The organism is Ruegeria sp. 6PALISEP08 (assembly GCF_001238295.1).
Classification (GTDB): domain Bacteria; phylum Pseudomonadota; class Alphaproteobacteria; order Rhodobacterales; family Rhodobacteraceae; genus Ruegeria.
On record NZ_LGXZ01000006.1, the window covers coordinates 43,532 to 69,256 of the forward strand.

29 protein-coding genes are annotated in these 25,725 nt (G+C 57.7%); 12 read left to right on the plus strand and 17 right to left on the minus strand.

Annotation, left to right across the window (positions count from 1 at the left end):
- Positions 1-35 precede the first annotated feature (35 nt).
- Positions 36-734 (minus strand): glutathione S-transferase family protein, encoded by a 699-nt coding sequence (locus ALB80_RS10300; protein ID WP_050603985.1) that lies wholly within the window; start codon positions 732-734, stop codon positions 36-38.
- Between the two features lie 209 nt (positions 735-943).
- Between ALB80_RS10300 and ALB80_RS10305 the strand changes: the two genes are divergently transcribed.
- A complete protein-coding gene (locus ALB80_RS10305; protein ID WP_371255968.1) occupies positions 944-1,756 on the plus strand; it encodes a mechanosensitive ion channel family protein in 813 nt (270 codons plus the stop codon).
- Positions 1,757-1,943: 187 nt separating this feature from the next.
- Here ALB80_RS10305 and ald read toward each other — a convergent pair whose 3' ends face one another.
- Entirely contained in the window at positions 1,944-3,059 is a 1,116-nt protein-coding gene (gene ald / locus ALB80_RS10310) for an alanine dehydrogenase (protein ID WP_050603986.1), read from the minus strand.
- Positions 3,060-3,194: 135 nt separating this feature from the next.
- Here ald and ALB80_RS10315 point away from each other — a divergent pair, with 135 nt between their 5' ends.
- Positions 3,195-3,653 (plus strand): Lrp/AsnC family transcriptional regulator, encoded by a 459-nt coding sequence (locus ALB80_RS10315; protein WP_050603987.1) that lies wholly within the window; start codon positions 3,195-3,197, stop codon positions 3,651-3,653.
- Positions 3,654-3,656: 3 nt separating this feature from the next.
- Here ALB80_RS10315 and ALB80_RS10320 read toward each other — a convergent pair whose 3' ends face one another.
- Positions 3,657-4,496: a CPBP family intramembrane glutamic endopeptidase gene (locus tag ALB80_RS10320; protein WP_050603988.1), complete on the minus strand. Its 840-nt coding sequence runs from the start codon at positions 4,494-4,496 to the stop codon at positions 3,657-3,659.
- Positions 4,497-4,786: 290 nt separating this feature from the next.
- On the opposite strand from ALB80_RS10320, the gene ppk2 reads away from it, so the two are divergent.
- Positions 4,787-5,704: a polyphosphate kinase 2 gene (gene ppk2, locus ALB80_RS10325; RefSeq protein ID WP_050603989.1), complete on the plus strand. Its 918-nt coding sequence runs from the start codon at positions 4,787-4,789 to the stop codon at positions 5,702-5,704.
- Between the two features lie 45 nt (positions 5,705-5,749).
- On the opposite strand, the gene ALB80_RS10330 is transcribed toward ppk2, so the two are convergent.
- Both ALB80_RS10330 and rpsU read right to left on the minus strand, forming a co-directional pair.
- Positions 5,750-6,724: a CAP domain-containing protein gene (locus tag ALB80_RS10330; RefSeq protein ID WP_050603990.1), complete on the minus strand. Its 975-nt coding sequence runs from the start codon at positions 6,722-6,724 to the stop codon at positions 5,750-5,752.
- Between the two features lie 295 nt (positions 6,725-7,019).
- Complete coding sequence (gene rpsU, locus ALB80_RS10335; RefSeq protein WP_005614280.1) at positions 7,020-7,226, minus strand: 30S ribosomal protein S21; 207 nt, start codon at positions 7,224-7,226, stop codon at positions 7,020-7,022.
- A gap of 111 nt (positions 7,227-7,337) precedes the next feature.
- Here rpsU and ALB80_RS10340 point away from each other — a divergent pair, with 111 nt between their 5' ends.
- The gene (locus ALB80_RS10340; protein ID WP_050603991.1) at positions 7,338-8,030 is read left to right on the plus strand and encodes a COQ9 family protein; all 693 of its coding nucleotides are present in this window, start codon (positions 7,338-7,340) and stop codon (positions 8,028-8,030) included.
- Between the two features lie 61 nt (positions 8,031-8,091).
- Positions 8,092-9,078 (plus strand): NAD(P)H-quinone oxidoreductase, encoded by a 987-nt coding sequence (locus ALB80_RS10345; protein WP_050603992.1) that lies wholly within the window; start codon positions 8,092-8,094, stop codon positions 9,076-9,078.
- A gap of 30 nt (positions 9,079-9,108) precedes the next feature.
- Here the strand turns inward: ALB80_RS10345 and ALB80_RS10350 are convergent, their stop codons facing one another.
- Positions 9,109-9,966 (minus strand): DUF2189 domain-containing protein, encoded by an 858-nt coding sequence (locus tag ALB80_RS10350; RefSeq protein ID WP_050603993.1) that lies wholly within the window; start codon positions 9,964-9,966, stop codon positions 9,109-9,111.
- Between the two features lie 193 nt (positions 9,967-10,159).
- On the opposite strand from ALB80_RS10350, the gene ALB80_RS10355 reads away from it, so the two are divergent.
- The gene (locus tag ALB80_RS10355) at positions 10,160-11,143 is read left to right on the plus strand and encodes a quinone oxidoreductase (protein ID WP_050603994.1); all 984 of its coding nucleotides are present in this window, start codon (positions 10,160-10,162) and stop codon (positions 11,141-11,143) included.
- A 49-nt stretch (positions 11,144-11,192) separates the two neighbouring features.
- On the opposite strand, the gene ALB80_RS10360 is transcribed toward ALB80_RS10355, so the two are convergent.
- From ALB80_RS10360 to ALB80_RS10405, 10 genes are all read right to left on the minus strand, one after another.
- The gene (locus ALB80_RS10360) at positions 11,193-11,729 is read right to left on the minus strand and encodes an outer membrane protein (protein ID WP_050603995.1); all 537 of its coding nucleotides are present in this window, start codon (positions 11,727-11,729) and stop codon (positions 11,193-11,195) included.
- Positions 11,730-11,977: 248 nt separating this feature from the next.
- Positions 11,978-12,454 (minus strand): YHS domain-containing (seleno)protein, encoded by a 477-nt coding sequence (locus ALB80_RS10365; protein ID WP_050603996.1) that lies wholly within the window; start codon positions 12,452-12,454, stop codon positions 11,978-11,980.
- Between the two features lie 175 nt (positions 12,455-12,629).
- Entirely contained in the window at positions 12,630-12,905 is a 276-nt protein-coding gene (locus ALB80_RS10370) for a hypothetical protein (protein WP_050603997.1), read from the minus strand.
- Entirely contained in the window at positions 12,902-13,507 is a 606-nt protein-coding gene (gene plsY / locus ALB80_RS10375; RefSeq protein ID WP_050603998.1) for a glycerol-3-phosphate 1-O-acyltransferase PlsY, read from the minus strand. Before plsY ends, ALB80_RS10370 begins: the two co-directional genes overlap by 4 nt.
- The gene (gene pyrC / locus ALB80_RS10380) at positions 13,507-14,787 is read right to left on the minus strand and encodes a dihydroorotase (RefSeq protein ID WP_050603999.1); all 1,281 of its coding nucleotides are present in this window, start codon (positions 14,785-14,787) and stop codon (positions 13,507-13,509) included. Before pyrC ends, plsY begins: the two co-directional genes overlap by 1 nt.
- The gene (locus ALB80_RS10385; protein ID WP_050604000.1) at positions 14,784-15,242 is read right to left on the minus strand and encodes a hypothetical protein; all 459 of its coding nucleotides are present in this window, start codon (positions 15,240-15,242) and stop codon (positions 14,784-14,786) included. The genes pyrC and ALB80_RS10385 overlap by 4 nt, the downstream gene beginning before the upstream one ends.
- On the minus strand, positions 15,239-15,625 hold the full coding sequence (locus ALB80_RS10390) for a hypothetical protein (RefSeq protein ID WP_050604001.1): 387 nt from the start codon (positions 15,623-15,625) through the stop codon (positions 15,239-15,241). Before ALB80_RS10390 ends, ALB80_RS10385 begins: the two co-directional genes overlap by 4 nt.
- Entirely contained in the window at positions 15,610-16,128 is a 519-nt protein-coding gene (locus ALB80_RS10395; protein ID WP_050604002.1) for a hypothetical protein, read from the minus strand. Before ALB80_RS10395 ends, ALB80_RS10390 begins: the two co-directional genes overlap by 16 nt.
- Positions 16,125-17,060 (minus strand): aspartate carbamoyltransferase catalytic subunit, encoded by a 936-nt coding sequence (locus ALB80_RS10400; RefSeq protein WP_050604003.1) that lies wholly within the window; start codon positions 17,058-17,060, stop codon positions 16,125-16,127. Before ALB80_RS10400 ends, ALB80_RS10395 begins: the two co-directional genes overlap by 4 nt.
- A gap of 59 nt (positions 17,061-17,119) precedes the next feature.
- Positions 17,120-17,734, minus strand: coding sequence for a hypothetical protein (locus tag ALB80_RS10405; RefSeq protein WP_050604004.1), 615 nt, complete (start codon positions 17,732-17,734; stop codon positions 17,120-17,122).
- Between the two features lie 83 nt (positions 17,735-17,817).
- On the opposite strand from ALB80_RS10405, the gene ALB80_RS10410 reads away from it, so the two are divergent.
- The 6 genes from ALB80_RS10410 to ALB80_RS10435 all read left to right on the plus strand — a co-directional run bounded on the left by ALB80_RS10410 (position 17,818) and on the right by ALB80_RS10435 (position 25,309).
- Positions 17,818-18,585 carry a uracil-DNA glycosylase family protein gene (locus tag ALB80_RS10410; protein ID WP_050604005.1) on the plus strand — a complete coding sequence of 256 codons (768 nt, stop codon included), beginning with the start codon at positions 17,818-17,820 and terminating at the stop codon, positions 18,583-18,585.
- Positions 18,582-19,181, plus strand: coding sequence for a metallophosphoesterase (locus ALB80_RS10415; RefSeq protein WP_050604006.1), 600 nt, complete (start codon positions 18,582-18,584; stop codon positions 19,179-19,181). Before ALB80_RS10410 ends, ALB80_RS10415 begins: the two co-directional genes overlap by 4 nt.
- A complete protein-coding gene (locus ALB80_RS10420; RefSeq protein ID WP_050604007.1) occupies positions 19,178-19,798 on the plus strand; it encodes a LysE family translocator in 621 nt (206 codons plus the stop codon). The genes ALB80_RS10415 and ALB80_RS10420 overlap by 4 nt, the downstream gene beginning before the upstream one ends.
- Positions 19,799-19,804: 6 nt before the next feature.
- Positions 19,805-20,347 carry a molybdenum cofactor biosynthesis protein B gene (moaB, locus tag ALB80_RS10425; RefSeq protein WP_050604008.1) on the plus strand — a complete coding sequence of 181 codons (543 nt, stop codon included), beginning with the start codon at positions 19,805-19,807 and terminating at the stop codon, positions 20,345-20,347.
- 106 nt (positions 20,348-20,453) lie between these two features.
- On the plus strand, positions 20,454-21,902 hold the full coding sequence (locus ALB80_RS10430; RefSeq protein WP_050604009.1) for an efflux RND transporter periplasmic adaptor subunit: 1,449 nt from the start codon (positions 20,454-20,456) through the stop codon (positions 21,900-21,902).
- A gap of 5 nt (positions 21,903-21,907) precedes the next feature.
- Positions 21,908-25,309: an efflux RND transporter permease subunit gene (locus tag ALB80_RS10435; protein ID WP_050604010.1), complete on the plus strand. Its 3,402-nt coding sequence runs from the start codon at positions 21,908-21,910 to the stop codon at positions 25,307-25,309.
- Here the strand turns inward: ALB80_RS10435 and ALB80_RS10440 are convergent.
- Positions 25,306-25,725: an NUDIX hydrolase gene (locus ALB80_RS10440; protein ID WP_050604011.1), complete on the minus strand. Its 420-nt coding sequence runs from the start codon at positions 25,723-25,725 to the stop codon at positions 25,306-25,308. The two genes, ALB80_RS10435 and ALB80_RS10440, sit on opposite strands and share 4 nt — an antisense overlap.

Here is a 25,725-nt window from a genome sequence, read left to right on the forward strand (position 1 = left end):
TGCCCGCTTCGGCACCCTTTCGATCGCGAAGCCGTTTAAGCGCGGGCGGGTATGGTCTTGCCGCGCTGAACCGCCGGACGCTCCATGAAACGGTCGACGTAAGCGACGACATTGGCGTAGTCGTCCCAGCCGACAACCTCTTTTGCACCGTAGAAATCCAATGCGTTCAGCCAGGGGGCAAGGGCGATATCCGCGATGGAAAACTCGCCTGCGATCCAGTCCTGCCCGTCCAATTGCGTGTTGACCACGTTCAGCAGGCGTTTGGCCTCGTTGATATAGCGTTCGCGCGGGCGGGGATCTTCGATCTCGCTGCCCGCAAATTTGTAGAAAAAGCCTAGCTGGCCGAGCATGGGACCAACTCCACCCATCTGGAACATCAGCCATTGGGTGATGCGATGCTTGTCCGCTGCGCTTTGGCCTAGCAACTTGCCCGACTTTTCGGCCAGATACAGCAGGATCGCGCCGCTTTCGAACAGGGCAAGTGGTTCACCGTCCGGACCGTTGGGATCGATGATGGCGGGGATTTTGTTGTTGGGGTTCAGCGATAGAAACTCGGGGCTTTTGACATCGGCATCAGCCAGCGTCACCAGATGAGCCTGATAGGGCAGGCCGGTTTCCTCAAGCATGATCGACGCCTTGACGCCGTTTGGGGTCGGATAGGAGTACAGTTGGATCTTGTCCGGGGATTGGGCTGGCCAGCGGGCCATGATCGGATGAGGTTTGGTGTCCAGCATGGGGTGCTCCTGATTGGATGATTTTTCAAAGTTAGGGGTCAACCCGCAATCTTGTAAGCCCTTTGGAATGTGCATATCCGGTCAGGCCGTGTTTTTTGATGAACAACGGGGAAAACCGCAAAAACTCGCACCTAGACCTGGAGGTAAACTTGGATCACAATTTGCCGACCCCCGCGAAAACTTCGCGGGTTTCTTGCTGTTGAAAGGAGATGGGCGTGGATGAGGTCGTAACACAGGTGGGAGCATATGCCCCGCTGATCATAAATGCAGTCAAGGCGCTTGTCGTTCTGATTCTGGGTTGGATTGTCGCTGGGGCAATCGGTGGCATGGTGCGCCGCCGGATCAACTCGACCCCGCATATCGATCCCACACTCGGGAATTTTGTGGCGAGCCTCGTCAAGTGGGTCATTCTGGCCATGGTGCTGGTCGCCGTACTGGGAATTTTCGGGATCGAAGCCACCAGTATCGTCGCCATTCTGGGTGCCGCGTCACTGGCCATTGGTCTGGCGCTACAGGGCACGCTCAGCGATTTGGCGGCCGGGGTCATGCTGGTTGTCTTCCGGCCCTACAAGCTGGGTCAATATGTGGATATTGGCGGCACGGCCGGGACCGTGAAGGACCTGAATCTGTTTACCACCGAGTTGGTAACTCCTGATAACGTACAGATCATTGTTCCCAACGGTCAGTCGTGGGGTTCGATCATCACCAACTACTCGGCGCATGACACGCGACGTGTCGATCTGGTGTTCGGCATTGACTATGGCGACAGCGCCGACAAGGCCATGCAGATCATTTTGGATGTGGCCAAAGCTGACAGCCGTATTCACGGTGATCCTGAACCATGGGTCCGGGTTACAAACCTTGGTGACAGTTCAGTGGATCTGACTGCGCGGCTTTGGTGCGATGCGGCTGATTATTGGGACGTCAAATTCGAGATTACGAAAGCGATCAAGGAAGCCTTTGACGACAAGAATATCTCAATCCCTTATCCCCATTCGGTGGAAATTCAGAAACAGGGGTGACGGCTCCCGCCCGTCGATCGGGCATTGGAAATGCCCTCCTCCCTTTGGGCCAGGCACCGCGCATTGCGCGGTGCCTTTTTTGTGAGCCGAGGTTGAGCCAAAAAAAGCGCCGCGCTTGGGGCGCGACGCTGTGATTTGGTCTGTAAGGTGCCCCGGGAGAAAGGCGCAGTCAGAGGCCGGAACGCTCTTAGTTAAGCAGCGTTGTCGGGTCGACCACATCGATGTTGAGGGCAGCACCGACCGCTTCGTAAGTCAGCTTGCCGGCGTGGACATTCAGACCTGCCAGCAGGTGTGCGTCGTCCTTACAGGCCTGTTTCCAGCCCTTGCTTGCCAGCGACAACATGAACGGCATGGTCGCGTTGCCCAATGCGATAGTGGACGTGCGCGCAACCGCGCCGGGCATGTTCGCAACGCAGTAGTGCATGATGCCGTCCACTTCGTAAACCGGATCGGCGTGCGTGGTGGCTTTCGAGGTTTCGAAGCAGCCGCCCTGGTCGATTGCAACGTCTACCAAAACCGCGCCAGGCTTCATGGTCGACAGCTGCTCGCGCGAGATCAGCTTCGGAGCAGCAGCGCCCGGGATCAGGACTGCACCAATGACCATGTCGGCGTCCTGAATCAGTTCAGCGGTGGCACCGGCAGTCGAGTATTGGTTCTTGAACTGTCCGCCAAACACGTCGTCCAGATAACGCAGGCGCGGCAGAGAGCGGTCCAGAACGGTGACGTCAGCACCCATACCGGCAGCGATCTTGGCTGCGTGCGTACCAACGACGCCGCCGCCGATCACGATGACTTTGGCCGGGCCCACACCGGGAACGCCGCCCATCAGGACGCCGCGGCCGCCATTGGCCTTCTGCAGAGTCCACGAACCGACCTGAGGAGCCAGACGGCCCGCAACTTCTGACATCGGCGCCAGCAGCGGCAGACCGCCGTTGGAGTCGGTCACGGTTTCATACGCAATTGCGGTACAACCGGATTCCAGTAGGTCATGGGTTTGATCCGGGTCGGGTGCCAGGTGCAGATAGGTGAACAGCAATTGGCCTTCGCGCAGCATCTTGCGTTCGCCAGCCTGAGGTTCTTTGACCTTTACGATCATGTCAGCTGTGGCGAACACTTCTTCTGCGGTGTCGATGATGCGCGAGCCTGCTGCGACATAGGCGTCATTGTCAAAACCGGCACCAATGCCTGCACCGGTTTCGATCAGCACTTCGTGGCCGCGTGCAACCGCTTCCTGAGCGGCGTTAGGCGTCATACCGACGCGGAATTCCTGAGGTTTGATTTCCTTGGGGCAACCGATTTTCATGGGGTTCTCCGTTCATAAACTGCTTAAATTATGTGCAGTTTGCGGCGCAATTTCTGTGAAAGAAAACGTGCCTTCTGAATTTTCTTTGGAAGAATTTCCTGTAAACTACGAAAACTTTGCAAAGGACTTGCGCCAATGGGCTTGGATACGACTGATAGAAAGATTCTGGCGGCGCTTCAGAAAAACGGCCGGATGTCGAATTCGGAATTGTCGGAACAGGTCAACCTGTCCCCATCTGCCTGCCATCGGCGCGTACAGCGTCTTGAGGTTGATGGGTTTATCCGCAACTACGTGGCACTGCTGGATGCACGCAAAATGAACGTCCCAACAACGGTCTTTGTCGAGATCACGCTGCAAGGTCAGGCCGAGGAGGTTTTGGATTCGTTTGAAAAAGCAGTGGCGCGCATTCCTGACGTATTGGAATGTCACCTGATGGCCGGGACGGCGGACTATATCCTGAAGGTGGTCGCGGAAAACACCGAGGATTTTGCCCGTATCCACCGGCAATACCTGTCGCGATTGCCCGGGGTGGCGCAGATGCAAAGCTCATTTGCTTTGCGTACTGTGTTCAAGACCACCGCTTTGCCGGTCTGATCTTCAGGCGGGGCCGGGATAGGTGTAAAACAACAGATGCACCAGATTGAAGCCGAAATGAATCGCAACAGGCACCCAAAGCCTTTGGGTTGCATAATACCCCAATCCACACGCCAACCCGAGGATGGAGGCAAAGATCACCAGTGGCGGGCCTCCGCCGAAATGGGCCAGTCCGAACAGCAAACTGGCCGTTACCACTCCACCCACGGCGCCTAAACGTGACGCGATGGCGGACTGTAGGTATCCGCGAAAGAAGGCTTCTTCTGTGAGGCAGGTCAGAAACAGGTTGGACAGGACAAAGATCAGCCACCAGGGCGGGATCGAAAACTCCGGCTGTACCGCGCCGAGGGCAAGACCCAAAAGAAACAGCCCGGGTAAAAGCAGAAGCCCTGCGACCAAAGGACCGGTCTTGGACTGAATCGCGCGGTGAAGCATCCTGGGCCACGCCAGTAGAACGGCGAAGAAGACCATCGGTTTGTCCAGATTCAGGTGCATTGTGAAACCAACGCTACCAGCACCAGCCTGCACCTGATCCAGCACTTTCAGGTTTTGAAATCCGGGCAAAAGATGCGCCCCCATGACCAGACACCAAAGGATCAAAAGCGTATGTCCGGCAAGTGCAGCCCCACCTTTCAGATGCGGCAGCAAGGCGGCTCCGGCCAGCCCACAGACCACAGCTGCGACTGCCACAGGCGTCATCAGTCCGGTTGCCGCGGCAATGCTTGCAAACAGAACCAGCAGGGACAACGCGATGGCTGTGCGCCCCAAAAGAGCGGTCACTTGAGCTGTGATCAGGATCAGCCAAGGCCAAGTTGCTGGCAACAGAGAGAGAAAGAATGTCACGGGCCTTGTATCCTGTAGGTCCAGACAGTCTTGCCGCACAAGATCGAGGCAATGCAAGCATTCAACAGAACGCGCGCGCTAGGATGCTGCCTTGCGTCAAATCTTACGCTTGTATCCTCTGGGCCGGGCGTTCACATTTAGGGAAAGACCATGTACCCGTGCCTGTCTGGATTTACGGACGTTTTGGCAGCTGCGGGCGTTATCGCCTTTGCATCAATTTATCCGATGACATCAGGCGGTTACACAGGCCCGATATGGTTCGAACCCGATGACTAAAAAAGGAGCTGACCTTGGCTTACGAAAACAACGGTGGCACCAAAGACTGGCTTGAAGCCGAACTGGAAGACACGCTGGACGAAGATTTCGAGATCGAATTCAGCGAGCCGATGCTTTCTATGGAAGTAAGGAAGATCTATCGGGAACAACACCCGGATATGCTGGATCGCAAGGTCTATTTCCGCAATCTGCTGCGGCTACAGGCTGAACTGATCAGGGTTCAGGACTGGGTTCAGCATACAGGGGCCAAGGTCTGTATTCTGTTCGAAGGCCGTGACAGCGCAGGCAAGGGGGGCGTGATCAAGCGGATCACCCAGCGCCTGAACCCGCGTGTCGCGCGCGTGGTCGCCTTGCCGGCACCCAGCCGCCGCGAACAGAGTCAGTGGTATTTCCAGCGTTACGTGCCGCATCTGCCCGCAGCGGGTGAAATCGTGTTGTTCGACCGGTCATGGTACAACCGCGCCGGGGTCGAACGGGTGATGGGCTTTGCGTCCGAGGATCAGGTCGAACAGTTCTTTCAGGACGTTCCCGAATTCGAGCGGATGCTGGTACGATCAGGGATTATTCTGCTGAAATACTGGTTCTCGATCACCGATGAAGAGCAGCAATTGCGATTCCTCATGCGTATTCACGACCCGATGAAACAGTGGAAGCTGTCGCCGATGGATCTGGAATCCCGCATCCGCTGGGAATCCTATACCAAGGCGAAAGAGGATATGCTTTTCCGAACCAATATTCCCGAAGCCCCTTGGTACATTGTCGAAGGCAACGACAAAAAGCGCGAGCGGCTGAACTGTATCGAGCACCTTTTGACCAAGGTTCCCTACACGGATGTGCCGCAGGAAAAGGTCAATCTGCCTGATCGCCGGTATAACCCGGAATACGAGCGCCGTGTTCTGCCAGATGAGCTATACGTGCCAAAGGTTTACTGAAGGCAGTGGATCGGGGCAGTATATCTGCCCCGATCCGGAATTTTGTCAGGCCGCTTCCATCATGCAGCCAAAATCGTAAAAGTTGAACACGTAGGTGTCACCGGTGTCTTCTTCTGCTGCGACAGGGCAGGCATCGACGGTTTCTTCGACCGGGCCTGTGTCTTCGACCACAACAACATCCATGTCGTCTTCGGCGGGATCGGTTGGAACCATGTCCTCTTCTTCCCAGTCGAATTCATCGAAGCGCGTCTGAAGCTCTTCTATGAACGCCTCCAATTCGGCGCGGAAGGCAGCTAGGTCGAAACATCCGCTATCCGGCTCTTCCGGTTCCGCGACATCGGTGTCTGGCGTTTCGGTTCCGGGCTCTTCCGGTTCCGCGACATCGGTGTCAGGTGTTTCGGTTCCGGGCTCTTCCGGTTCCGCGACATCGGTGTCAGGTGTTTCGGTTCCGGGTTCTTCCGGTTCCGCGACATCGGTGTCTGGCGTTTCGGTTCCCGGTTCTTCCGGTTCGACAACCTCTTCAGTGGGAGGTGTTGGTACAGGCGGAACTGGAGTGTTGCCGTTGTCTAACATCACGGCTGCGTCGGTTGCAGCAAAGTTCTGAGTGACCATTACCGCGTCGAAACCTTGCATGTCGCCGGTTTCAATACCGATGCCGATGTACTCGAAGTCGGGGTTCAGAATATTCGCGCGGTGTCCCGGGCTGTTCATCAGGTTCTGATGCAACTGGGCGACGTCATCGCTGATGCCGGGTGCGCCGCGTTCCGATTGCCAGGCAATGTTTTCGCCAGTACGCCAGTTGCCTTCCAGATCAAGGCCTGCCGCCTCCATCCGCTGTGTCGCGCTGGAACCGCCCGAACCCGTGTGACTGAACGTGTCTGTGTTCAGCATCCACGTACTGTGATCTTCGGACGAGTCATTCAACTGGGTTTCCAGCTGTAGTGTGTTTAGACCGCGAGCGGTACGCTCAGCATTGATAAGTGTCAGCATTTCTTGCTCGATTGAACTTGCAGTCGACATGGTAGCCTCCGTTTTTTGGTGTCGTCTGATTGGACGAGGCCAGTTACATGCGGCTTGTAGAGATCAGATAGGGGTGCTGAAGCTTTAGGCGAATTCTGGCGGGGCGATGCTACCAATACGGGATTCGCTGCGCTGTAAAATGCCGGGCAAAATGTTGCTGGTGTTGAAATGGCGGCTTGTCGCACACCCAACAGGACGAGTCGGCGGATTAAATCCGAGCCCTGAAACGACAAACCCCCGGGCGATGCCTCGGGGGTCGTCAAATAGTGTCATCCAAAGCTGGACGAGTGAGGTTTTAGAGCAAACCTTCGCGCTGTGCTTTCTTACGTGCCAGTTTACGGGCACGGCGGATCGCTTCAGCTTTCTCGCGCGCTTTTTTCTCGGACGGTTTCTCGAAATGTTGCTTGAGCTTCATTTCGCGGAACACGCCTTCGCGCTGCAGCTTTTTCTTCAGGGCACGAAGCGCCTGATCGACGTTATTGTCGCGAACACTAACCTGCATGTGGTTGTCACCACCTTTCTAGATAGAGTTGCAAGGAAATTGCAGGAATTGGCCGTATAGCAAAGCCGGTGTATCTTGTCTAGTACTGGGCCCGACAACCGGAGAACTGCCATGACGACCACATATGAAGATGCAAAACTGCAGCTTTTGGATGCGATGCTGATCCATGTTCCCTTCGATGGCTGGTCGGAAACCAGTTTTCGCGCTTCCATTTCCGACTGTAGCCTGGATGACGGTTTGGCCCGCGCGATTTGTCCACGTGGGGCGGTCGATCTGGCACTGGCCTATCATGCGCGCGGCGATCAAGCGATGCTGGACCGTATCAAGTCCGAAGACCTGAGCGGATTGAAATTCCGCGACAAGATTGCTGCTGCGGTTCGGTTCCGATTGCAGGCGGTCGAGGACAAGGAGCTGGTGCGCCGCGGCATGACGCTGTTTTCCCTGCCAACCCATGCGGCAGACGGTGCCAAGGCTGTTTGGCAGACCTGCGATCTGATCTGGGACACGCTGGGCGATACTTCGGATGACGTGAACTGGTACACGAAACGGGCCACACTGTCGGGTGTCTACTCCTCGACTTTATTGTTCTGGCTGGGCGATGACAGCCCGGGTCATCAGCTGACGTGGGAATTTCTGGATCGTCGAATAGCAAACGTCATGGAGTTCGAGAAGTTCAAGGCACAGGTGCGCGACAACCCGGTCTTGAAGCCGTTTCTAGCGGTTCCGAACTGGCTGGCGGGTCAGGTGAAAGCGCCCGTGAAAATGCGCGCCGATCTTCCTGGCATGTTGAACCCTCGAAAGTAGCGCATCTTGGCGCTGGGCCTAGGCCCGTATGCCTGCTAGGCATTGCGCAAAGGAGGTGCCTATGACCCAGATGATGCGCGCTGTTGAGATCACCGAACCGGGTGGACCGGACGTTTTGCAACTGACCGAGCGTCCTGTTCCCAAGCCGGGTGAAGGACAGGTGGTGTTGAAAGTGGCCTATGCCGGGGTGAACCGCCCCGATGCGTTGCAGCGCGCGGGTGCCTATGATCCGCCACAGGGTGCCAGCGACCTGCCGGGGCTTGAGGCGTCGGGCGAAGTAGTCTCGGTCGGTGCTGGGGTCGAGGGGTTGTCGATCGGCGATAAGGTTTGTGCGTTGTTGCCGGGCGGAGGCTATGCCGAATACGTCGCCACGCCCGCCGCTCATTGCCTGCCGGTCCCTGCGGGTATGGGGCTGAAAGAGGCGGCTTGCCTGCCCGAGACCTTTTTTACTGTCTGGTCCAACGTGTTCACGCGTGGTGGTCTGAAGGCGGGCGAGCGGTTTCTGGTCCATGGCGGCTCCAGCGGGATCGGTACAACGGCAATCCAATTGGCCAATGCCTTCGGTGCACGCGTCTTTGCGACGGCAGGGTCGGACGAGAAATGCGAGGCTTGCGTTAAGCTGGGCGCAGAGAAGGCAATCAACTATCGCGATGAGGATTTCGTGGCAGCCATGCGTGCCGAGGGCGGTGCGAACCTGATCCTTGATATGGTGGGCGGCGATTACATCCCGCGCAACGTCAAGGCGTTGGCTGAGGATGGGCGTCTGGTTCAGATTGCTTTCCTGCAAGGACCGGTGGTCGAGCTGAACTTTGCCCTGATGATGGTCAAACGTCTGACCTTGACCGGCAGCACCCTGCGCCCGCAGAGCGATTTGGCCAAGACCCGGATTGCGCAGGACCTGCGCGAGGCCGTTTGGCCTCTGTTGGAGGCCGGAAAGGTTGCGCCCGTTATGGATAGCGAATTTGATCTGGCCGAGGCTGCTGCTGCCCATGCACGCATGGAAAGCTCTGGCCATATCGGCAAGATCGTCTTCAAGGTTGGGGGCTAAGTATTGAATGCGCGGGCTTGTCCCGCGTCTTCACGCCACGGCACGGCGGTACAGATGCCATGTGGCGTGACCCAGAATGGGCATCACCACGATCAGACCCAATAGCATCGGCAGGGCGCCCAGAAACAGAAGGGCGGCCACGACGAACCCCCAGCTCAGGATGACGCCAGGGTTCTGACGCAGAACGCGAAACGATGTCACAACCGCCACCGGCAGCCCCACTTTGCGGTCCAGCAACAAAGGAAAGCTGACAACGCTGACCGCCAGTGCGCAAAGAGCAAACACAAAGCCCACTGCGGTTCCTACGGCAATCAGCGTCCATCCAGCAGCGGTGGTGAATACCTGCTCGGTGAAAGCGCCAAGTGTTGCCGGTATTTCAGGGCCCATAATGTAGGTGTGAATGGTCTGTGCAACCATCAGCCAGATCAACAGCAGCATGACCAGATAGAACCCCAGCACAAGAATTGCGCCGAAAGATGGTGATCTGAACACGCCGAACGCGTCCAACCAATGCACAGGTTTGCCCTGTTCGCGTTTGCGGCTGATCTCGTACAAGCCCACAGCGGCGACAGGTCCGATCAGGGCAAAGCCCGCGACCAGAGGGGCCAAAAGAGGCACCAAGTTCATATTCAGGGCAAACCCGAACATCAAAAGCCCGGCGATCGGGTAGATGAGGATGATGAACACAGCATCCGCCCGCGTTTCGATAAAGTCGTTATACCCCGCGCGCAGACAGGCGCGAAGGTCTTGCAGCGTCAAGGTCTGCACCATCGGCAGCTCTTTGGCATCCTCGCTGCCCAGGCGCGAGACGCTTTCAGTAACATGATCACCGGCCGCCCCCAGATTTCGGGCGGTCCAGCTGATCGGATTTCCGATTGTTTTGGCCATTTTGCTCCCCTTCCCTGGCGAAAACTGCGCCGCGGGGCGGATCCGGCACCAAGTTGCCCGTGGCCGGACCAGTCGGCAACGCCTGACGACATTATAGCACAGTTTCGCGGAATCCCGATCAATACTGTGGCACCGGACGGATTGCCCTGTATCGCAGTCATGTTAGCTTGAGGGCAGGCAAGAGGAGGTCAGGATGCAGCAAACAGCGAAAACGGTTGTAATTCATGAGTTCGGCGGGCCCGAAGTTCTGCGGATCGAAGACAGGTCACTGAGCGACCCCGGACCGGGCGAAATCCGTATTCGACACGAAGCCTGCGGTTTGAATTTTATCGATGTATATCAACGCACTGGTTTGTACCCGCTCGATCTTCCTCATGCTTTGGGTATGGAGGCAGCGGGCGTTGTGGAAGCTGTGGGAGAAGGGGTTACACATCTGCAACCGGGGCAGCGGGCCGCTTATGCCGCTGCGCCGCCGGGGGCCTATTGCGAGGCACGTGTGATGCCAGCGGCGCAGGTTTGCCCGCTGCCGGATGACATCACGTATCAAGCCGCTGCGGCGATGATGCTGAAGGGTTTGACCGTGGAATACCTGTTTCACAGGACCACTCCGCTGAAGCGCGGGGATACGGTCCTGTTTCACGCAGCAGCAGGTGGTGTAGGGCTGATTGCCTGCCAATGGGCAAAATCCGAAGGGATCACCTTGATTGGGACGGCAGGAACGGATGAGAAATGCAGTCTGGCCCGGTTCAATGGCGCGGCGCATTGCATCAATTACCGAACCGAGAATTTTGCCGAGCGTGTGGCTGAGATCACCAAAGGGCAGGGCGTGGACGTGGTGATGGATTCGGTCGGGGCGGACACATTCGAAGGGTCGCTGGATTGTCTGAAACCGCTGGGCATGATGATTTCGTTCGGCAATGCCTCAGGTCCGGTGCCACCTTTCAACATCGGTGTTCTGGGCCAGAAAGGATCGCTTAAGATCACACGCCCCACTCTGTTCACACATATCGCGGATCATACGGTGTGCCAGGCGATGGCGCGCCGTCTCTTCGGTAAGGTTGAAGGAGGAGAGGTCAAGATCCATGTGGATCAACGCTTTACGCTTGATCAAGTTGCTGATGCGCATCGTGCCCTTGAGGCCCGGCAGACAACCGGCAGCACAATATTGGACACCTGAATAGCGACCCGGCTGAAAAGCCGGGTCCAATCTGCTCAATCGATGAGCGTCAGAACCGATAAGCGGCCCGGATTTGCAGTGTTGTCGCGTCAACATCGACGCCGCTTGCATTGAAATTACTGAACTCGTGGTAAAGCAACTCTCCACCGATGCTCACATTAGGAGCCACGATCTGCTCGTAGCCTGCGCCAATGAACCAGCCATCGTCGCTGCCAAGAGTGTCTGTTCCTGCTTCAGCATACCCGGCAATTCCATAGAGCAGACCTTGCGGATTCACCTTGTATCCTGCGCGAGCCTTCAAACGCCAGACATCTTCAACCGTAGCGGCACCAGACAGATCCACGTCCGACCAGTCATAGTCGAAACCGCCGCCGACAACCCAGTCACCCAGATCATAGTCATAGCCCAGGATAATACCGCCGATTACGCCGTCGCCGTCGACGCCGGCTACGTTGGTGTCCACGTCGGCGTAACCCAGTTGCAGACCGCCATAGAACCCTGTCCAGTTGCCCGAGGATTGCGCCATGGCCGATCCTGCAACAACGGTCGCTGCGGTCGTGATGAGAGCCAGTTTCTTCAATGTCATCTCATATCCTTTCGGTTATCACTCTGCTCCAGTGAGACATTGCTCACTTATGAAGGTGGATACGATCCTGGTGGGGCGCCGGATCATTCAAAATGTGCACCCCTACGTTTCTGACTGTTGGGAAACGTCGACGTCCTCAAAAACCAGGGCGCTATTGATACTGAAAAGGTAGGAAGAGATGAGGGATCTTCAAACGACATGCGGCGGCGGAACATTCCGCCGCCGATACGCCTGAAATTTTCAGCGGATTATTGCTCTTGCAGTTCCGCGGGGGTCTTGTCAGAAATGTCATCCCAGTTTGCGCTTGCGCTTTCGATGAAGCCCGGGATGTCGCCTTCCCAGCGTTCCTGGATGTCTTGCGACAGGTTCAGGTACAGCTTGTTGTCAACGATTTTCCAGTGGTTCGGGTCGCCGTCAAACTTGAAGCCCATGGCTGTACCGAAGGCACAGTAACCACCGTAGGCAGGCAGGTATGCTTCGGGGTTGGCTTCAAAGGCAGCTTTGTTTTCTTCCGACGAGAAACGGTACATCGCGTCGTTGTGCAGTGTGGTGATGCGGTAGTCGCCCTTGGTTGCTTCGCCAGCGGTGAAATAGGCAACCGGGTCATAACCCTGCATCGCCAGACCAGTCGAGCTTGCGTTGATTTCCACGCCTGCGGCCAGGGTCGAAGTTGCCAGCGCGACAGACAGGGCGACGCCGCCGATCAGAGATTTAAAAGTGTTCATTGCTTCACCTTTCGTGAATGGAGCCTCGTCAGAGTGAGAGCGCAGGCCCCGGTTGTTGTCCTGTGCGGCCCGTAATTGACCGTCACGAAAGCGATCTGGGAAATGAGGTGATCACGTTCAAAGCAATGAATTGTGATTGTGCAGCAGCAAAGATGTACTGTTCAAAAATGCAGAGTTAGCTGATTGCGTCAGGCACAAGATCCAGCACAAACGCGATGACTTTACGGGCGGGCATTTCACAGGGCCGCAGCAAAGCGCCGCTGTTGCGTGTCTGGTACAGGTTCAGGCTGATATAATCAGGACCGCCGCGTTCATGGGCCACCAGCTTGTGCGATTTTCCACCCGCCATGCTGTGACGCACAACAACATAGCTTCGACCGTGCGAAGTACCGATGAAACTGCCCTCTGGCAGTGCAAGAAACGCGGCCAGAAATGCGTCGGTGGCTGTCACGGTTTCCCGATTTTCGGTTCCGTTCCGGCCTTGATCCGAGCCACGTTCGAGCCGTGACGCCAATAGATCAGAAGCGTCAGGATGATCCCAAGGATAAAGGTCGATCCGTTTGTGAGCACCAGCACCCAGGTCGTCGACAGTGCAGCCGCGGCCAGTGCGCCGACCGAAGAAATCCGCCAGATCGCTGCCGCGACCAACCAGCTCAGGCAGCAGGCCACGCCAACGCGCCAGTCCAGCGCCAGCCAGAGCCCCAGAAAGGTTGCCACACCTTTGCCGCCCTTGAAGCCAAGCCAAATCGGAAAGCAATGGCCCAGAAAGGCCATAAGGGCCGCAATTTGGGCTGCATCTTCGCCCGCATAGGCGCGCGCAACCAGAACTGCCACAGCCCCCTTGGCGGCGTCAAAGAGCAGAGTCAGGGCCGCAGCGGCCTTATTGCCGGTACGCAGCACATTCGTGGCCCCAATATTGCCGGACCCGATCTCGCGCAGATTGCCCAGACCCATGATCTTAGCCAGGATCAGGCCAAAGGGAATGGAGCCCATTAGATATCCAACCACCGCCCATTGGAGCAGTTCGCTAGTCGAGTTGTCGATCGGGGGCATCAGGAACTCCGGAACACTTCTTTACCTGCCACATAGGTCGAAATGACCTTACCTTGCATCCGCTGGCCGTCAAATGGCGTGTTCTGTGATTTTGATTTTAGCGCAAACCGATCAAGCACAAATGGCACATCCGGGTCGAACAGAACCAGATCTGCCGGGGCGCCATCGGACAGGCGGCCGCTGTCCAGCCCCAACCGTTTTGCGGGATTGAGCGCCATGGCCCGGAACAGGGTCGGCAGGTCTAGTTGATCTGCATGATAGAGGCGCAACGCGGCGGGCAGCAGCGTTTCCAAGGCCACGGCACCCGAGGCCGCCTCTTCAAATGGCAATCGCTTGCTTTCTTCGTCCTGAGGGGTGTGCATCGAGCTGATGATGTCGATCAGACCGGATCGGACCGCTTCGATCACCGCTTGACGGTCATCCTCGGACCGCAGCGGTGGCTTGACCTTGAAGAAGGTACGATAATCGGCCACGTCCAGTTCGTTCAAAGTCAGATGGTGTATCGAGGTGCCAGCGGTGATATCCAGCCCATTGCGCTTGGCCCGTTCCAGCGCGGGGAGGGCGCGGGCAGTGGTGATCTGGTCGGCGTGGTAGGCTGCCCCGGTCATCTCCAGCAAAGCAATGTCGCGGTCCAGGCCCATACGTTCCGCCATTGGCGACACGGCCGGCAGACCGCGTAAGGCTGCGAATTTGCCACTGGTTACAGCCGCACCGGCGCTGAGTCCCGGTTCCTGAGGGTGGGCGATCACCAACGCATCGCAGGATTTTGCATAGGTCAGCGCACGGGAAAACACCTTGGTATTCGTGATGACATGATCGCAATCGGTAAAGGCCACAGCGCCCGCGTCCTGCAGGAACCCGATTTCGGTCATCTCACGCCCTTCACGCCCTTTGGTCAGAGCGGCCATCGGCAGCATATTGACCGGCGTATCGGCCTGTGCCCGGCGGGTGACGAATTCCAGTGTTTCCGGCGTATCGATGGCGGGGCTGGTGTCAGGGCGCGTAACGATGGTGGTCACACCTCCGGCCGCAGCGGCAAGACCAGCCGATTTGTAACTTTCCTTGTGGCGCTCACCGGGTTCGCAGACCTTGACGCCGATATCGATGATGCCCGGTGCCAGACACTTGCCACCACAATCCACAATCTGCTGGTCAGAATCCGGGGCGTTGCCCTCTCCACGTGCAACGATCCGACCTTTGGATACCTGTAGCCACCCGGTTGTGTCTGTCCCGCCTTCGGGGTCGATCAAGCGAGCATTGGTGAAGAGAACAGCAGTCATTTTAAGGCCTCGCGGGCTTGCTCCAGTGCTTTCAGAGCGTCGTCGGGATCGGAAAGATGGTCGAACGAAAAGAAAGGATGACGGTCAAACGACAAACGCCTCCGGGTAAAGGAAAAATTCAGGAACTGATTGATCTCCAGTTTTTTGGATTTTCCTATCTTGTTGATTTGCCGCGCGTATTGTGAGGTTACAACATACACACGTTGAGCGCGAAGAAAGCGGTCGGCCCACAGTAAAAATGCAAATCCGATCGTGACAAACAGAATTTTCCACAGCCCTCTGATCGTTTCCACAAGCCATGGGCTGGAGATCCAGATACCGATCAACAAACCAATCGTGACGAAATACAGCAGGGCCAGACGAGGGGGGAAATACCCCTGATCCGGCCTTCCGACCCATAAAACGTTTTCGCCATTCGGGATGTGGGTCTGCCACCATTCTGTTATCTCGTTCATCGAACACCCCTTTCGATTGCGGCCTTGGTGGCTGCCGGGTCCGCCTGATACTTGATCAGATGCTTGTCGCCGCTCTTGGTGACGATCTGGACAAAGCTGCCCATGGTGTTGATCTTCTCGATCTGGTTCAGCGACACCTTGCGCGGGCCAGGGCCGGTCAGGGTGGTGTCTGACATTTCCCAGTTGGCAACCAACTCTTCCGAGGCCAGATACCATGCGCGGATGCCAATGGCGACCAGACCTGCAGGGGCTCCTGTCCAGATGTAAGGATTTCCGAACAGCCACAGGACGAGCATGGCACCGGCCATGGCCACAGCGGCCAGCCACGCGTTGGTGCGGATATAGGACCCTTTGTCCGGGGCGAAGATCACAGAATTAGCCATATGATGCCTCCAAGGACCAAAAGCGCGACAAGTGCCAGAATGGCTGACCCGATACGGCGGGGTTGGTCATTCGTTGGGGTAGCTTGCGGGCCCGAGAAGGGTTTGGCGCTTTCGGTTTCGATGGCCTCTCCGGTCCAGTTTGTGGCCTCTTCCGCGAACAAGCCGATCAGGTGCAGGCGAGAGTCAGGCTTCAACGTCGCGGGGCGCTCTTTGAAAGCAGCGCTGCGCAGGATCATGACCCAGCCTTCGATTGCGGCCAGAGCGTCCCGGTCCAACTGATCTGCGGACACACCACACCCTTCGGTCAGGTAGCCATAAAGTCCGAGGTCTTCGAGATCGGATACCGGGAAAATATCGATGTGGTCAGGGTCCAGCCCGTCAACCCCAAGTATCTGATCGGCAGCGCCCGGTTCGCGCAGGAATTTTGCCTCTTCCGGGCGCATGTCCATCGCGAACAGGCGGATCACGCCGCGTTCGTGGGGGGCGACGGTCAGATCGCTCATGCGGCCTCTCGCAGGTTGCGGGCCAGCAGGTCCATCGCTGCCATACGGACGGCCACGCCCATTTCCACCTGTTCTTGAATAACCGAACGGTTGATGTCGTCGGCCAGCGTGCCGTCGATCTCAACCCCCCGGTTCATCGGGCCGGGATGCATGACGATGGCGTCTGGCTTGGCCTGTGCCAGCTTCGCGGCATCCAGACCATAGCGGTGATAGTATTCGCGTTCCGAGGGGATGAACCCGCCATCCATCCGCTCTTTCTGAAGACGCAGCATCATGACAACGTCAACGTCCTTCAGACCCTCGTTCATGTCATCATAAATCTCGGCCCCGAACTCGGCGAATTGTGACGGTACCAGCGTGGGTGGACCGATTAGGCGAATGCGGTTTTCCATCTTGCCCAGCAGGATCAGATTTGAACGGGCAACGCGGGAATGCGCAACATCGCCGCAAATGGCGATGTTCAGCCGATGCAGACGGCCCTTGGCGCGACGGATGGTCAAGGCGTCCAGCAGGGCCTGCGTGGGGTGTTCATGTTTGCCGTCACCCGCGTTCAGAACGGCGCAATTGACCTTTTGCGCCAGCAGATCGACCGCACCCGAATGGGGATGCCGGACCACCAGCAGATCAGGATGCATCGCGTTTAATGTCATTGCGGTGTCGATCAGAGTTTCACCCTTTTTGATCGAGCTGGCCTGCATTGCCATGTTCATCACATCCGCACCCAGACGTTTCCCCGCCAGTTCAAAACTGGCTTGTGTGCGGGTCGAGTTTTCAAAGAACATGTTGATCTGGGTCAGCCCCGACAGCACATCGGAATGCTTGGTCGACTGGCGGTTCATGGCGACGTAGGTTTCGGCCAGATCCAGAATTTCGGTGATATCGGATTGGGACAGATGCTCGATGCCAAGAAGGTGACGATGGGCGAAACGCATGGGCGGGCTCCTGTCTGACAATCGGGCCGCTTATAGAAAGCTGTGCGGCCCAAAGCAACCTAAGGTTCCGTGCCCTCTGGCAGTTTTTCACAGCCGCCCTCGGGCAGGCATTGTTCACCCGGCTTGCACCATTTGCCATAGCCGCAGTCGATGGCTTTGATCGGTACGCAGCCCTGATGGGTCGAGCATTTGAAGCCGGGGCGGCATTGCGATCCGGTTTCTTCGCACAAGAACCATCCCGGACGGGAACAGCCCCCGCCAGGCAGGCAGGATGAACCGCGCGCGCAGGTTCTACCATCATCGCATGTGGTTGGTGGCGTTGTGTCCAGTTCGGGTGCGATCCGTTCACACTCGCCACGCCCGTTGCAGAAACTGCCGCCCGGGCAATCCAGACGTGATGTGCACTTGTTCAGGCCTGCGGGCGCACATCTGGTTCCACCGGCCACGCAGCGTTCGAATGGACCACAGGTGCGACCGCCGCCGCAATACGTGCCGCCCAGCGGAATGCAGTGGCCATCAAAGCTGCATCTTTGTCCACCCGAGCAACAGGTATTGCCGCATTTGAACTGACCCGCACGGCACTGCCCGTGTTTGTCGTGAAACGTGGCCAATGCCGGATCACCGGTGATTGCCAGCACCAATCCAACAAGGAGGAATCGCAAAATTCTGAGCATCGCACCCCGATGGTCGGCGCGACAGAGCGACCGATCAAGCCCTATTCGCTTTCCCTCAGCCCTCAGGCAGGTAAATTATCCGTATGGAATCAGGCTTGGACTATTATTCTGCGCGGGCGCTGCTGGAATGGCAGATCGAACTGGGCGCGACCGAGGCTATCGGGGATGCGCCGGTAGACCGGTATGCGTTGCCGGATACGTCGCCCAAGCCCAAGAAAGCAGAAGCCGCGACTGCCGCTCCGACAAAGCCTAAGGCAGTTGACCCCGTGGCAACTGCCCTCTCAGTCGCGCAGGCGGCAAGTTCACTGGACCAGTTGCGCAGCGCGATGGAGGCATTCGAGCAATGTGAACTAAAGCGCGGGGCACGGCAGCTTGTCTTTGCCGACGGCACTCCCGGTGCCCGGGTGATGATCATTGGCGAGGCTCCGGGGCGCGAAGAAGATCGCGAAGGGAAACCCTTTGTTGGTCGCGCAGGTCAATTGTTGGACCGGATGCTGGCAGCGATTGATCTGGATCGTCGCGAGAACGTCTACATTACCAATGTGCTGCCATGGCGACCGCCGCAGAACAGGGATCCCAAACCCGAAGAGATCGGGATGATGAAACCTTTCCTCGAACGCCACGTGGCGCTGGCCAAGCCCGAGGTTCTGGTCGTGATGGGCAATATCAGTTGTCAGGCGGTGCTTGGAAAACGCGGCATTACCCGTTTGCGCGGCAACTGGGATCAAGCGATGGATTTGCCGGTGATCCCGATGTTCCACCCGGCCTATCTGTTGCGTCAGCCGCAGATGAAGCGGCAGGCCTGGGCGGATCTGCTGGAGTTGAAAGCGCGGCTGCGAGGAGCATCATGAAGGTTCTGGCCTTTTCCGATTTGCACATGGCACGTAACCGGGCAGCCGATCTGGTTGCGGCCAGCACCGAGGCTGATCTGGTCATTGGCGCAGGCGATTATTGCAATATGCGGCAGGGTCTGGATGAAGCAATGCAGATGCTTTCGGGGATTGCAGCGCCGTTGGTCCTGATCCCCGGAAATGCCGAAAGTGCAGAAGAACTGGGCGATGCCGTCCCGGAAGGTGTCCATGTCCTGCACGGGTCTGGTATGACCATCGACGGGTTACGCCTGTTTGGCCTGGGCTATGGCGTGCCCCCCACGCCGTTTGGCGATTGGTCCTGTGACTTAACCGAAGGCGCGGCCGCCGAGATGCTCGATAGGTGTGACGCGGCCGATATCCTGATCGTGCATTCACCGCCCAAAGGCTATGGTGACCAGACATCGCAAGGCCTGTCGGTCGGATCGAAAGCTGTGCGAGATGCGATTGAACGTCTGCAGCCCGGGTTCGCGTTTTTTGGTCATGTGCATGAAAGCTGGGGCTATCGCGGATCACTGGGCCAGACGTGCTTGGCCAATCTGGGCCCGACTCCAAGTTGGTTTGAGGTGAATACGTGATCGAGCTCCAGACTTTGCTGGTCTTTGTTCCAGCTGCCTTGGCGCTGAGCCTGACGCCCGGCGCTGATATGATGTTCTGCTTAGGTCAGGGTCTACGGTCGGGTGCCTGGCCCTCTGTCTCGGCAAGCGCCGGGGTGTCTGTGGGCTCTATGATTCATGTCCTGCTTGCGGGTCTTGGGCTAGGGGCTGCGGTGTCTGCTCTGCCTTGGCTTTTTGAAGTGATCCGATGGCTGGGCGCAGCTTATCTGATGTATCTGGCTTGGGGTGCTGTCCGAAACGGCGCTTCGGCAGGGGAAGCACCTGCGCGATCGACACGATTAGCTTTTCGTGACGGGATGTTGGTCAACCTGACCAACCCCAAGGTCATTCTGTTCGTCCTGGCCTTTGTGCCACAATTCGTCGATCCGACTGTGGGTTCGGTCCTGCTGCAGTTCCTGATCTTTGGCCTGATCATCGCGTTTGGCGGGTTCTTGGTGAATGGGTTGGTTGGTATTTTTGCCGGGCGCGCTGGCAGAGTATTGATCGGCAACCCGCGCGCCTCACGTGTTATTGGTTGGATTACAGGTGGTATTTTTGCCGCGCTTGCAGTCCGGCTTGCCATTTTGGAAAGGGCCTGACGCAAGATGTCACGCATCGACGAAAGCAAAAAGTTTATCCCGGTCAAAATCGCCGTCCTGACCGTTTCGGATACAAGGTCGATGGACGAGGATCGCTCGGGCCAGACACTGGTGGACCGGATCGAAAAGGCGGGCCATGTGGTGGCTGATCGCAAGATCATCCGGGACGAACGCAATCAGATTGCCGATCAACTGCGCGCCTGGGTGGCGGATGATCAGATTGACGTCGTGATTTCGACCGGGGGCACAGGCTTGACAGGGCGCGACGTGACCGTCGAAGCCCATCGGGATGTCTACGAGAAAGAGATCGACGCCTTTGGCACCGTCTTTACGATTGTCTCGATGGAAAAAATCGGCACCTCTGCGGTGCAATCCCGTGCAACGGGGGGCGTTGCCGGTGGCACGTACCTGTTCGCATTGCCGGGCAGCCCGGGGGCCTGCAAGGATGCGTGGGACGGGATACTCGAAAAACAGTTCGATTATCGCCATCGCCCCTGCAATTTTGTGGAAATAATGCCCAGATTGGACGAACATCTGCGACGGAAGTAGACTGGTCGTACGTTCAATTCCGTATAACTGCTTTGTGGCTTGGCATAATTCGTAATCCAGCTACATGTTGGGAACGGCAGCTTGGTGCAACCGGGGTAACTGACTGATGCGATTTCTGCGGCAAAGTCTTGTCGGTGTTTTTCTGGCGTTTCTGACGCTGGCTTTGCTGTTTGTTGCCGCGCAGATCATTTTGGGCGCGGTGCAGGATGTTCTGACACGGGAAGATGCAACACCCCCTTCGCGCGAGAGGGTCTTTGCGGTTGCGGTGCGTCAGGCCGAAGCAGAAACCGTAACCCCCTATCTTGAGGCATTCGGAGAGGTCCAAAGCCGCCGCAGGCTGGAACTGCGCGCTGCGCTGGGCGGGCGCGTGATTGCCCTGGCCGAAGATTTTGAGGATGGCGGTTCGGTTTCGGCGGGTGAGGTATTGGTCGAACTGGACCCTGCGGATGCACAATCTGCTCTGGATCGGGTAAAATCCGATCTTTTGGATGCTCAATTTGAAGAGCGCGATGCCGAACGCTCTTTGCTGCTGGCGCAGGACGAGTTGAAATCGGCCGAAGCGCAGGCAGACCTGCGTGAACGGGCGCTGCAACGTCAGCGTGACCTGCAATCCCGGGGTGTCGGTGCCGCTGCCAGCGTGGAAGAGGCCGAATTGGCCGCGACTTCGGCTCAGCAGGCGGTTCTGGCCCGCCGTATCGCGCTGGCGCAGGCAGAATCTCGTGTTGATCAGGCCATGACATTGCAGGCCCGCGCGGTGATCGCATTGGAAGCCGCGGAACGCGACCTTGAGGATATGACAGTTCGGGCGGGTTTTAGCGGCACTTTGACCGATGTGACTCTGGTGGAAGGGCGATTGGTATCAGCCAATGAAAAGCTGGCCGAACTGGTCGATCCCAACGCCCTTGAAGTCGCGTTCCGGGTCTCTACGGCACAGTTTGTCCGCCTGTTGGATGGAAACGACCGCCTGATTAACGGACCAGTTACGGTGTCGCTGGAAGTCACCGGCGCAGATTTGAGCGCGACGGGTCAGATCAGCCGCGACAGCGGCTCTGCCGGAGAAGGACAGACCGGGCGTTTGATCTATGCCCGCCTGCAAGAGGCGTCAGGCTTCAAGCCCGGCGATTTTGTGACCGTTTCGGTTCAGGAGCAGCCGGTCGCAAATGTCTATCGCCTGCCGTCTTCGGTTCTCGATGCATCTGACACTGTACTGGTGCTTGGCGCGGATGACCGGCTGGAAAGCCTGCCTGTGCAATTGATCCGCAGGCAAGGCGACGAGGTTCTGTTGCGGGGCGACGGGCTGGAAGGACGCGAAGTTGTCATTGGGCGCACGCCTCTTCTGGGTTCCGGCGTGCGGGTGCGGCCGTTGCGCGTTGACGCCGGGGTAGATCCGGACATGGTTGAGTTAAGCCCCTCGAAACGGGCCGCGCTTGTGGCGCAGGTCGAAGCCAGTGAATCCATGCCGCAGAACGAAAAATCACAGCTGCTGGGCCAATTGCAGGAAGCGCGTGTGCCTGCCTCGCTGGTGCGTCGCCTTGAAACCAAGGCTGGGGGCTGAACGCCATGATGCGTGAAATACCCGGCGCAGCGAGTGGTATTCTCAGTTATTTCACGCGCCATCGGACCGTTGCCAATCTACTGTTGCTGGTGATGCTAGTCCTAGGTGCTGCAGCAATCCCTAACATGCGGGCACAATTCTTTCCGGACGTTATTCTGGAACGTGTCGATGTAAGCGTCACGTGGGATGGTGCCGGGCCGGAGGACATGGATGCCGGTATTGTGCAATTGCTGGAACCTGCGCTGCTGGCTGTTGAAGGGGTGACCAGCACCGAGGCCAGCTCACATCCTGGATGGACCCGTGTCAGACTGGAGTTCGAGCCAAACTGGGACATGTCCCGCGCGGTTGAGGATGTCAGAACTGCCGTAGACGGTGTGTCGGACCTGCCGGAGGGATCCGAAGAGCCCGAGATCAAACGCGGTGCATGGCGGGATCGAGTAACGGATCTTGTCATCAGCGGTCCCTCTGATACCAACCAATTGGCGAAGATGACGGACGAGCTGATCAATCGCCTGTTCACTGCCGGTGTAACTCGCACGACAATCCGGGGCATCGCGGCGCCGCGGATCGTTGTCGAAGTCACCACGGCGCAGTTGATCGCCAACGACATTTCAATGGCAGATATAGCAACAGCGATTGGAGCCGAGGTAAACACTGATCCTGCCGGAGCAGTGGAGGGCGCGGGCGCGCGTATCCGGGCTGGGACTGAAAAACGCACACCCGAGCAAATCGAAGGAATTGCACTGCGGACAAATGCCGACGGATCGAAACTCAAGGTCGGGGACGTAGCAACTATCCGGGTCGAAGGGGTAACGCGGTACCGCAGTTACTTTGTGGCCGACGACCCGGCCATGTCCATCAGGGTAGACCGGTCAAATCTGGGCGATGCGATAGAGATTCAGCGTACGGTCGAAGACGTTGCGCGTGAGATGCAGGCCAGCTTGCCTAAAGGTGTGAAAATCGATCTGATCCGTACCCGAGCACAGGCCATTACTGATCGATTGAACATCCTTGTGGATAACGGCTTGATGGGCCTTGGCCTTGTTGTCTGCCTGTTGTTTCTGTTCCTCAATGCACGCATCGCCTTTTGGGTTGCGGCGGGTATCCCGGTGGCGATGTCGGCGGCCATTGCGCTGATGTATCTGGGAGGGCTGTCGCTGAACATGGTTTCGCTGTTTGGCCTGATCATTACCCTTGGTATCGTGGTGGATGACGCCATTGTGGTGGGCGAACATGCCGATTTCCGTGCCCGGCGTCTGGGCGAAGCGCCTGTGGTGGCTGCTGAACGTGCGGCCCGGCGCATGGCGATGCCCGTTCTGGCAGCGACCGTGACAACCGTGATCGCGTTTTTTGGCCTGACCCTGGTGGGCGGTCGGTTCGGAGAGATGATCCGCGATATTCCTTTTACGGTCATTGCCGTTCTGATCGCGTCGCTAGTCGAATGCTTCCTGATCCTGCCCAATCACATGGCGCACGCCATTGCGCATTCGGCCAAGGAACACTGGTATGACTTGCCAAATCGTGTCGTCAATCGCGGTTTCCGTTGGGTTCGGGACCACCTGTTCCGCCCTCTTATCGCTTGGGTGATTTGGGCGCGCTATGTGGTTGTGGCAATGATGATCGTTGTGTTGGCCAGCCAAGTCGCGCTGTTCATTCGCGGTGATGTGAACTGGCGTTTTTTCAATGCACCCGAACGTAGTTCGGTGAGCGGCGGCTTTATCATGCGCGAAGGCTCGACCCGTTCAGATACGCTTGAAATGATGCGCATGGTGCAGGAAGCGGCCAACGAGCTGGGCCAGATCTATGAAGAGCGTCATGGCCGCAATCCGATTGACTACGTCCTCGCCGAGGTTGGCGGGAACGCAGGCCGACAGCTGGCCGCCGCGGATGGTAAGGATGGAACTTTGTTGGGGGGGATCTCGATCGAGTTGATCGATGCTGATCTGCGTCCTTATTCAAGTTTTGAGTTTGTGGGCGAGTTGCAGGAATTTGCGCCACGCCATCCCAAACTCGAAGTGATCAGCTTTCGGGGGTGGCGCTCCGGGCCTGGGGGCGATGCCATCGATGTGCAGTTTTACGGCTCTGACGTGAATGTTTTGAAGGCCGCGTCAGAAGACATGCAAACCGAGCTTTCGAAGTTCTCTGAAGTCTCGGCGCTCGAGGACACTCTGGCCTATGACAAGGAAGAATTTCTTCTGGACCTGACCGCACAGGGACAAGCGCTGGGCTTTCGGATTGAAACATTGGGGCGGGCCCTACGCAATCGGTTGAACGGTATCGAGGCGGCAACATTCCCCGATGGGCCGCGCAGTGCCGAGATTCGTGTGGAACTGCCCGAAGGTGAACTAACGGCAGATTTCCTTGAACGCACGCTCATGCGCTCGCCCGATGGGGTCTATGTGCCACTGGCCGACATCGTTTCGGTCGAGCGTAAGTCGGGATTTTCGACCGTTCGGCGTGAGAACGGTCTGAGGGTGGTTTCGGTCATGGGCGATATTTCCGAGGATGACCCGGCGCGTGCGGCTGAAATCGAACGTGTGATGCAAGACGAGATTCTGCCCAACATCGCTGCGGAACGCCAGGTCGAGTGGCGCATGTCCGGTCTGAGTGAGCAGGAGAACGAGTTCCTGGCCGAGGCACGCACCGGGCTGATCCTGTGTCTGACCGGAATCTACCTTGTGCTGGCCTGGGTGTTTGCAAGCTGGTCGAGGCCGTTGGTGGTCATGGCAATAATCCCCTTTGGCCTGGTGGGGGCGATCTGGGGCCATTACATCTGGGATGTGCCGCTCAGTATGTTCACGGTGGTTGGATTGCTGGGCATGACCGGGATCATTATCAACGACTCGATTGTTCTGGTGACCACAATAGATGGGTATCAGCAGGACCGTGGGTTGGTTCCTTCGATTGTCGAGGGCACGGCTGACAGGCTACGGCCCGTGATGTTGACCACGCTGACCACGGTTCTTGGGCTTGCGCCGCTGCTGTATGAGGGCTCGCAACAGGCACAGTTCCTTAAGCCGACCGTGATCACTCTGGTCTATGGGCTAGGATTTGGGATGTTGTTGGTCCTGATCCTCGTGCCTGCTCTGCTAGCGATCCTCAATGATTTTGCGCGTCCAATGACTGCCATGCGCCGTGCCGCGCGCGCGCCGGACCGAGTGGTTCGGGCGGCATTGATGGGCACTGTTGCCACCTTGGCGATTTGGTTTGGTTTGACGATGATCTGGCCCGCTGTCACCGGCGTGCCGATTGAGGCGTTGCAGGGTCTCTACCCCGGCGCGGACGGTATTGCGGCTTTGCAAATGGGGTTGGGCGCATTCCTGGCCGGAGCCTTACCGATTGTGGCGCTGAGCGTTTTGGTGTCTGGTTTGCTTTATGTCCGGATCGCCCGGTCAGCAGGTGCCTAACCCGCGCGTACGGCGTATTCCATCAGATCGACAACCCGAGCGCTCATCGGCAGGTCGCCTTTGCGTATCTGATCGATCGGAAACCAACGCGCATCCAGCGCGTCGTCACCCGCCTTGGGCGTGCCAGAACGGTACTGACAGGCGACACCAACCAGCAGGTAATGGGACAGGACCTGACCCTTTGGATCGTGTCGCAGCAGATCCAAATTCTTCAGATAATGCGACGGTTCTGCGATCACCGAGGTTTCCTCGAACAATTCGCGATGTGCGGCCTCCAGAACGGTCTCACCCCATTCCACATGGCCACCCGGAAAACCCCACAGCCCAGCATCCGGCTGTTTGCTGCGCTGCACAAGCAGCACCTGATCCTGATGCAGAACAACCGCCAAGGCACCGATCTTTGGAGTTCGGGTCAC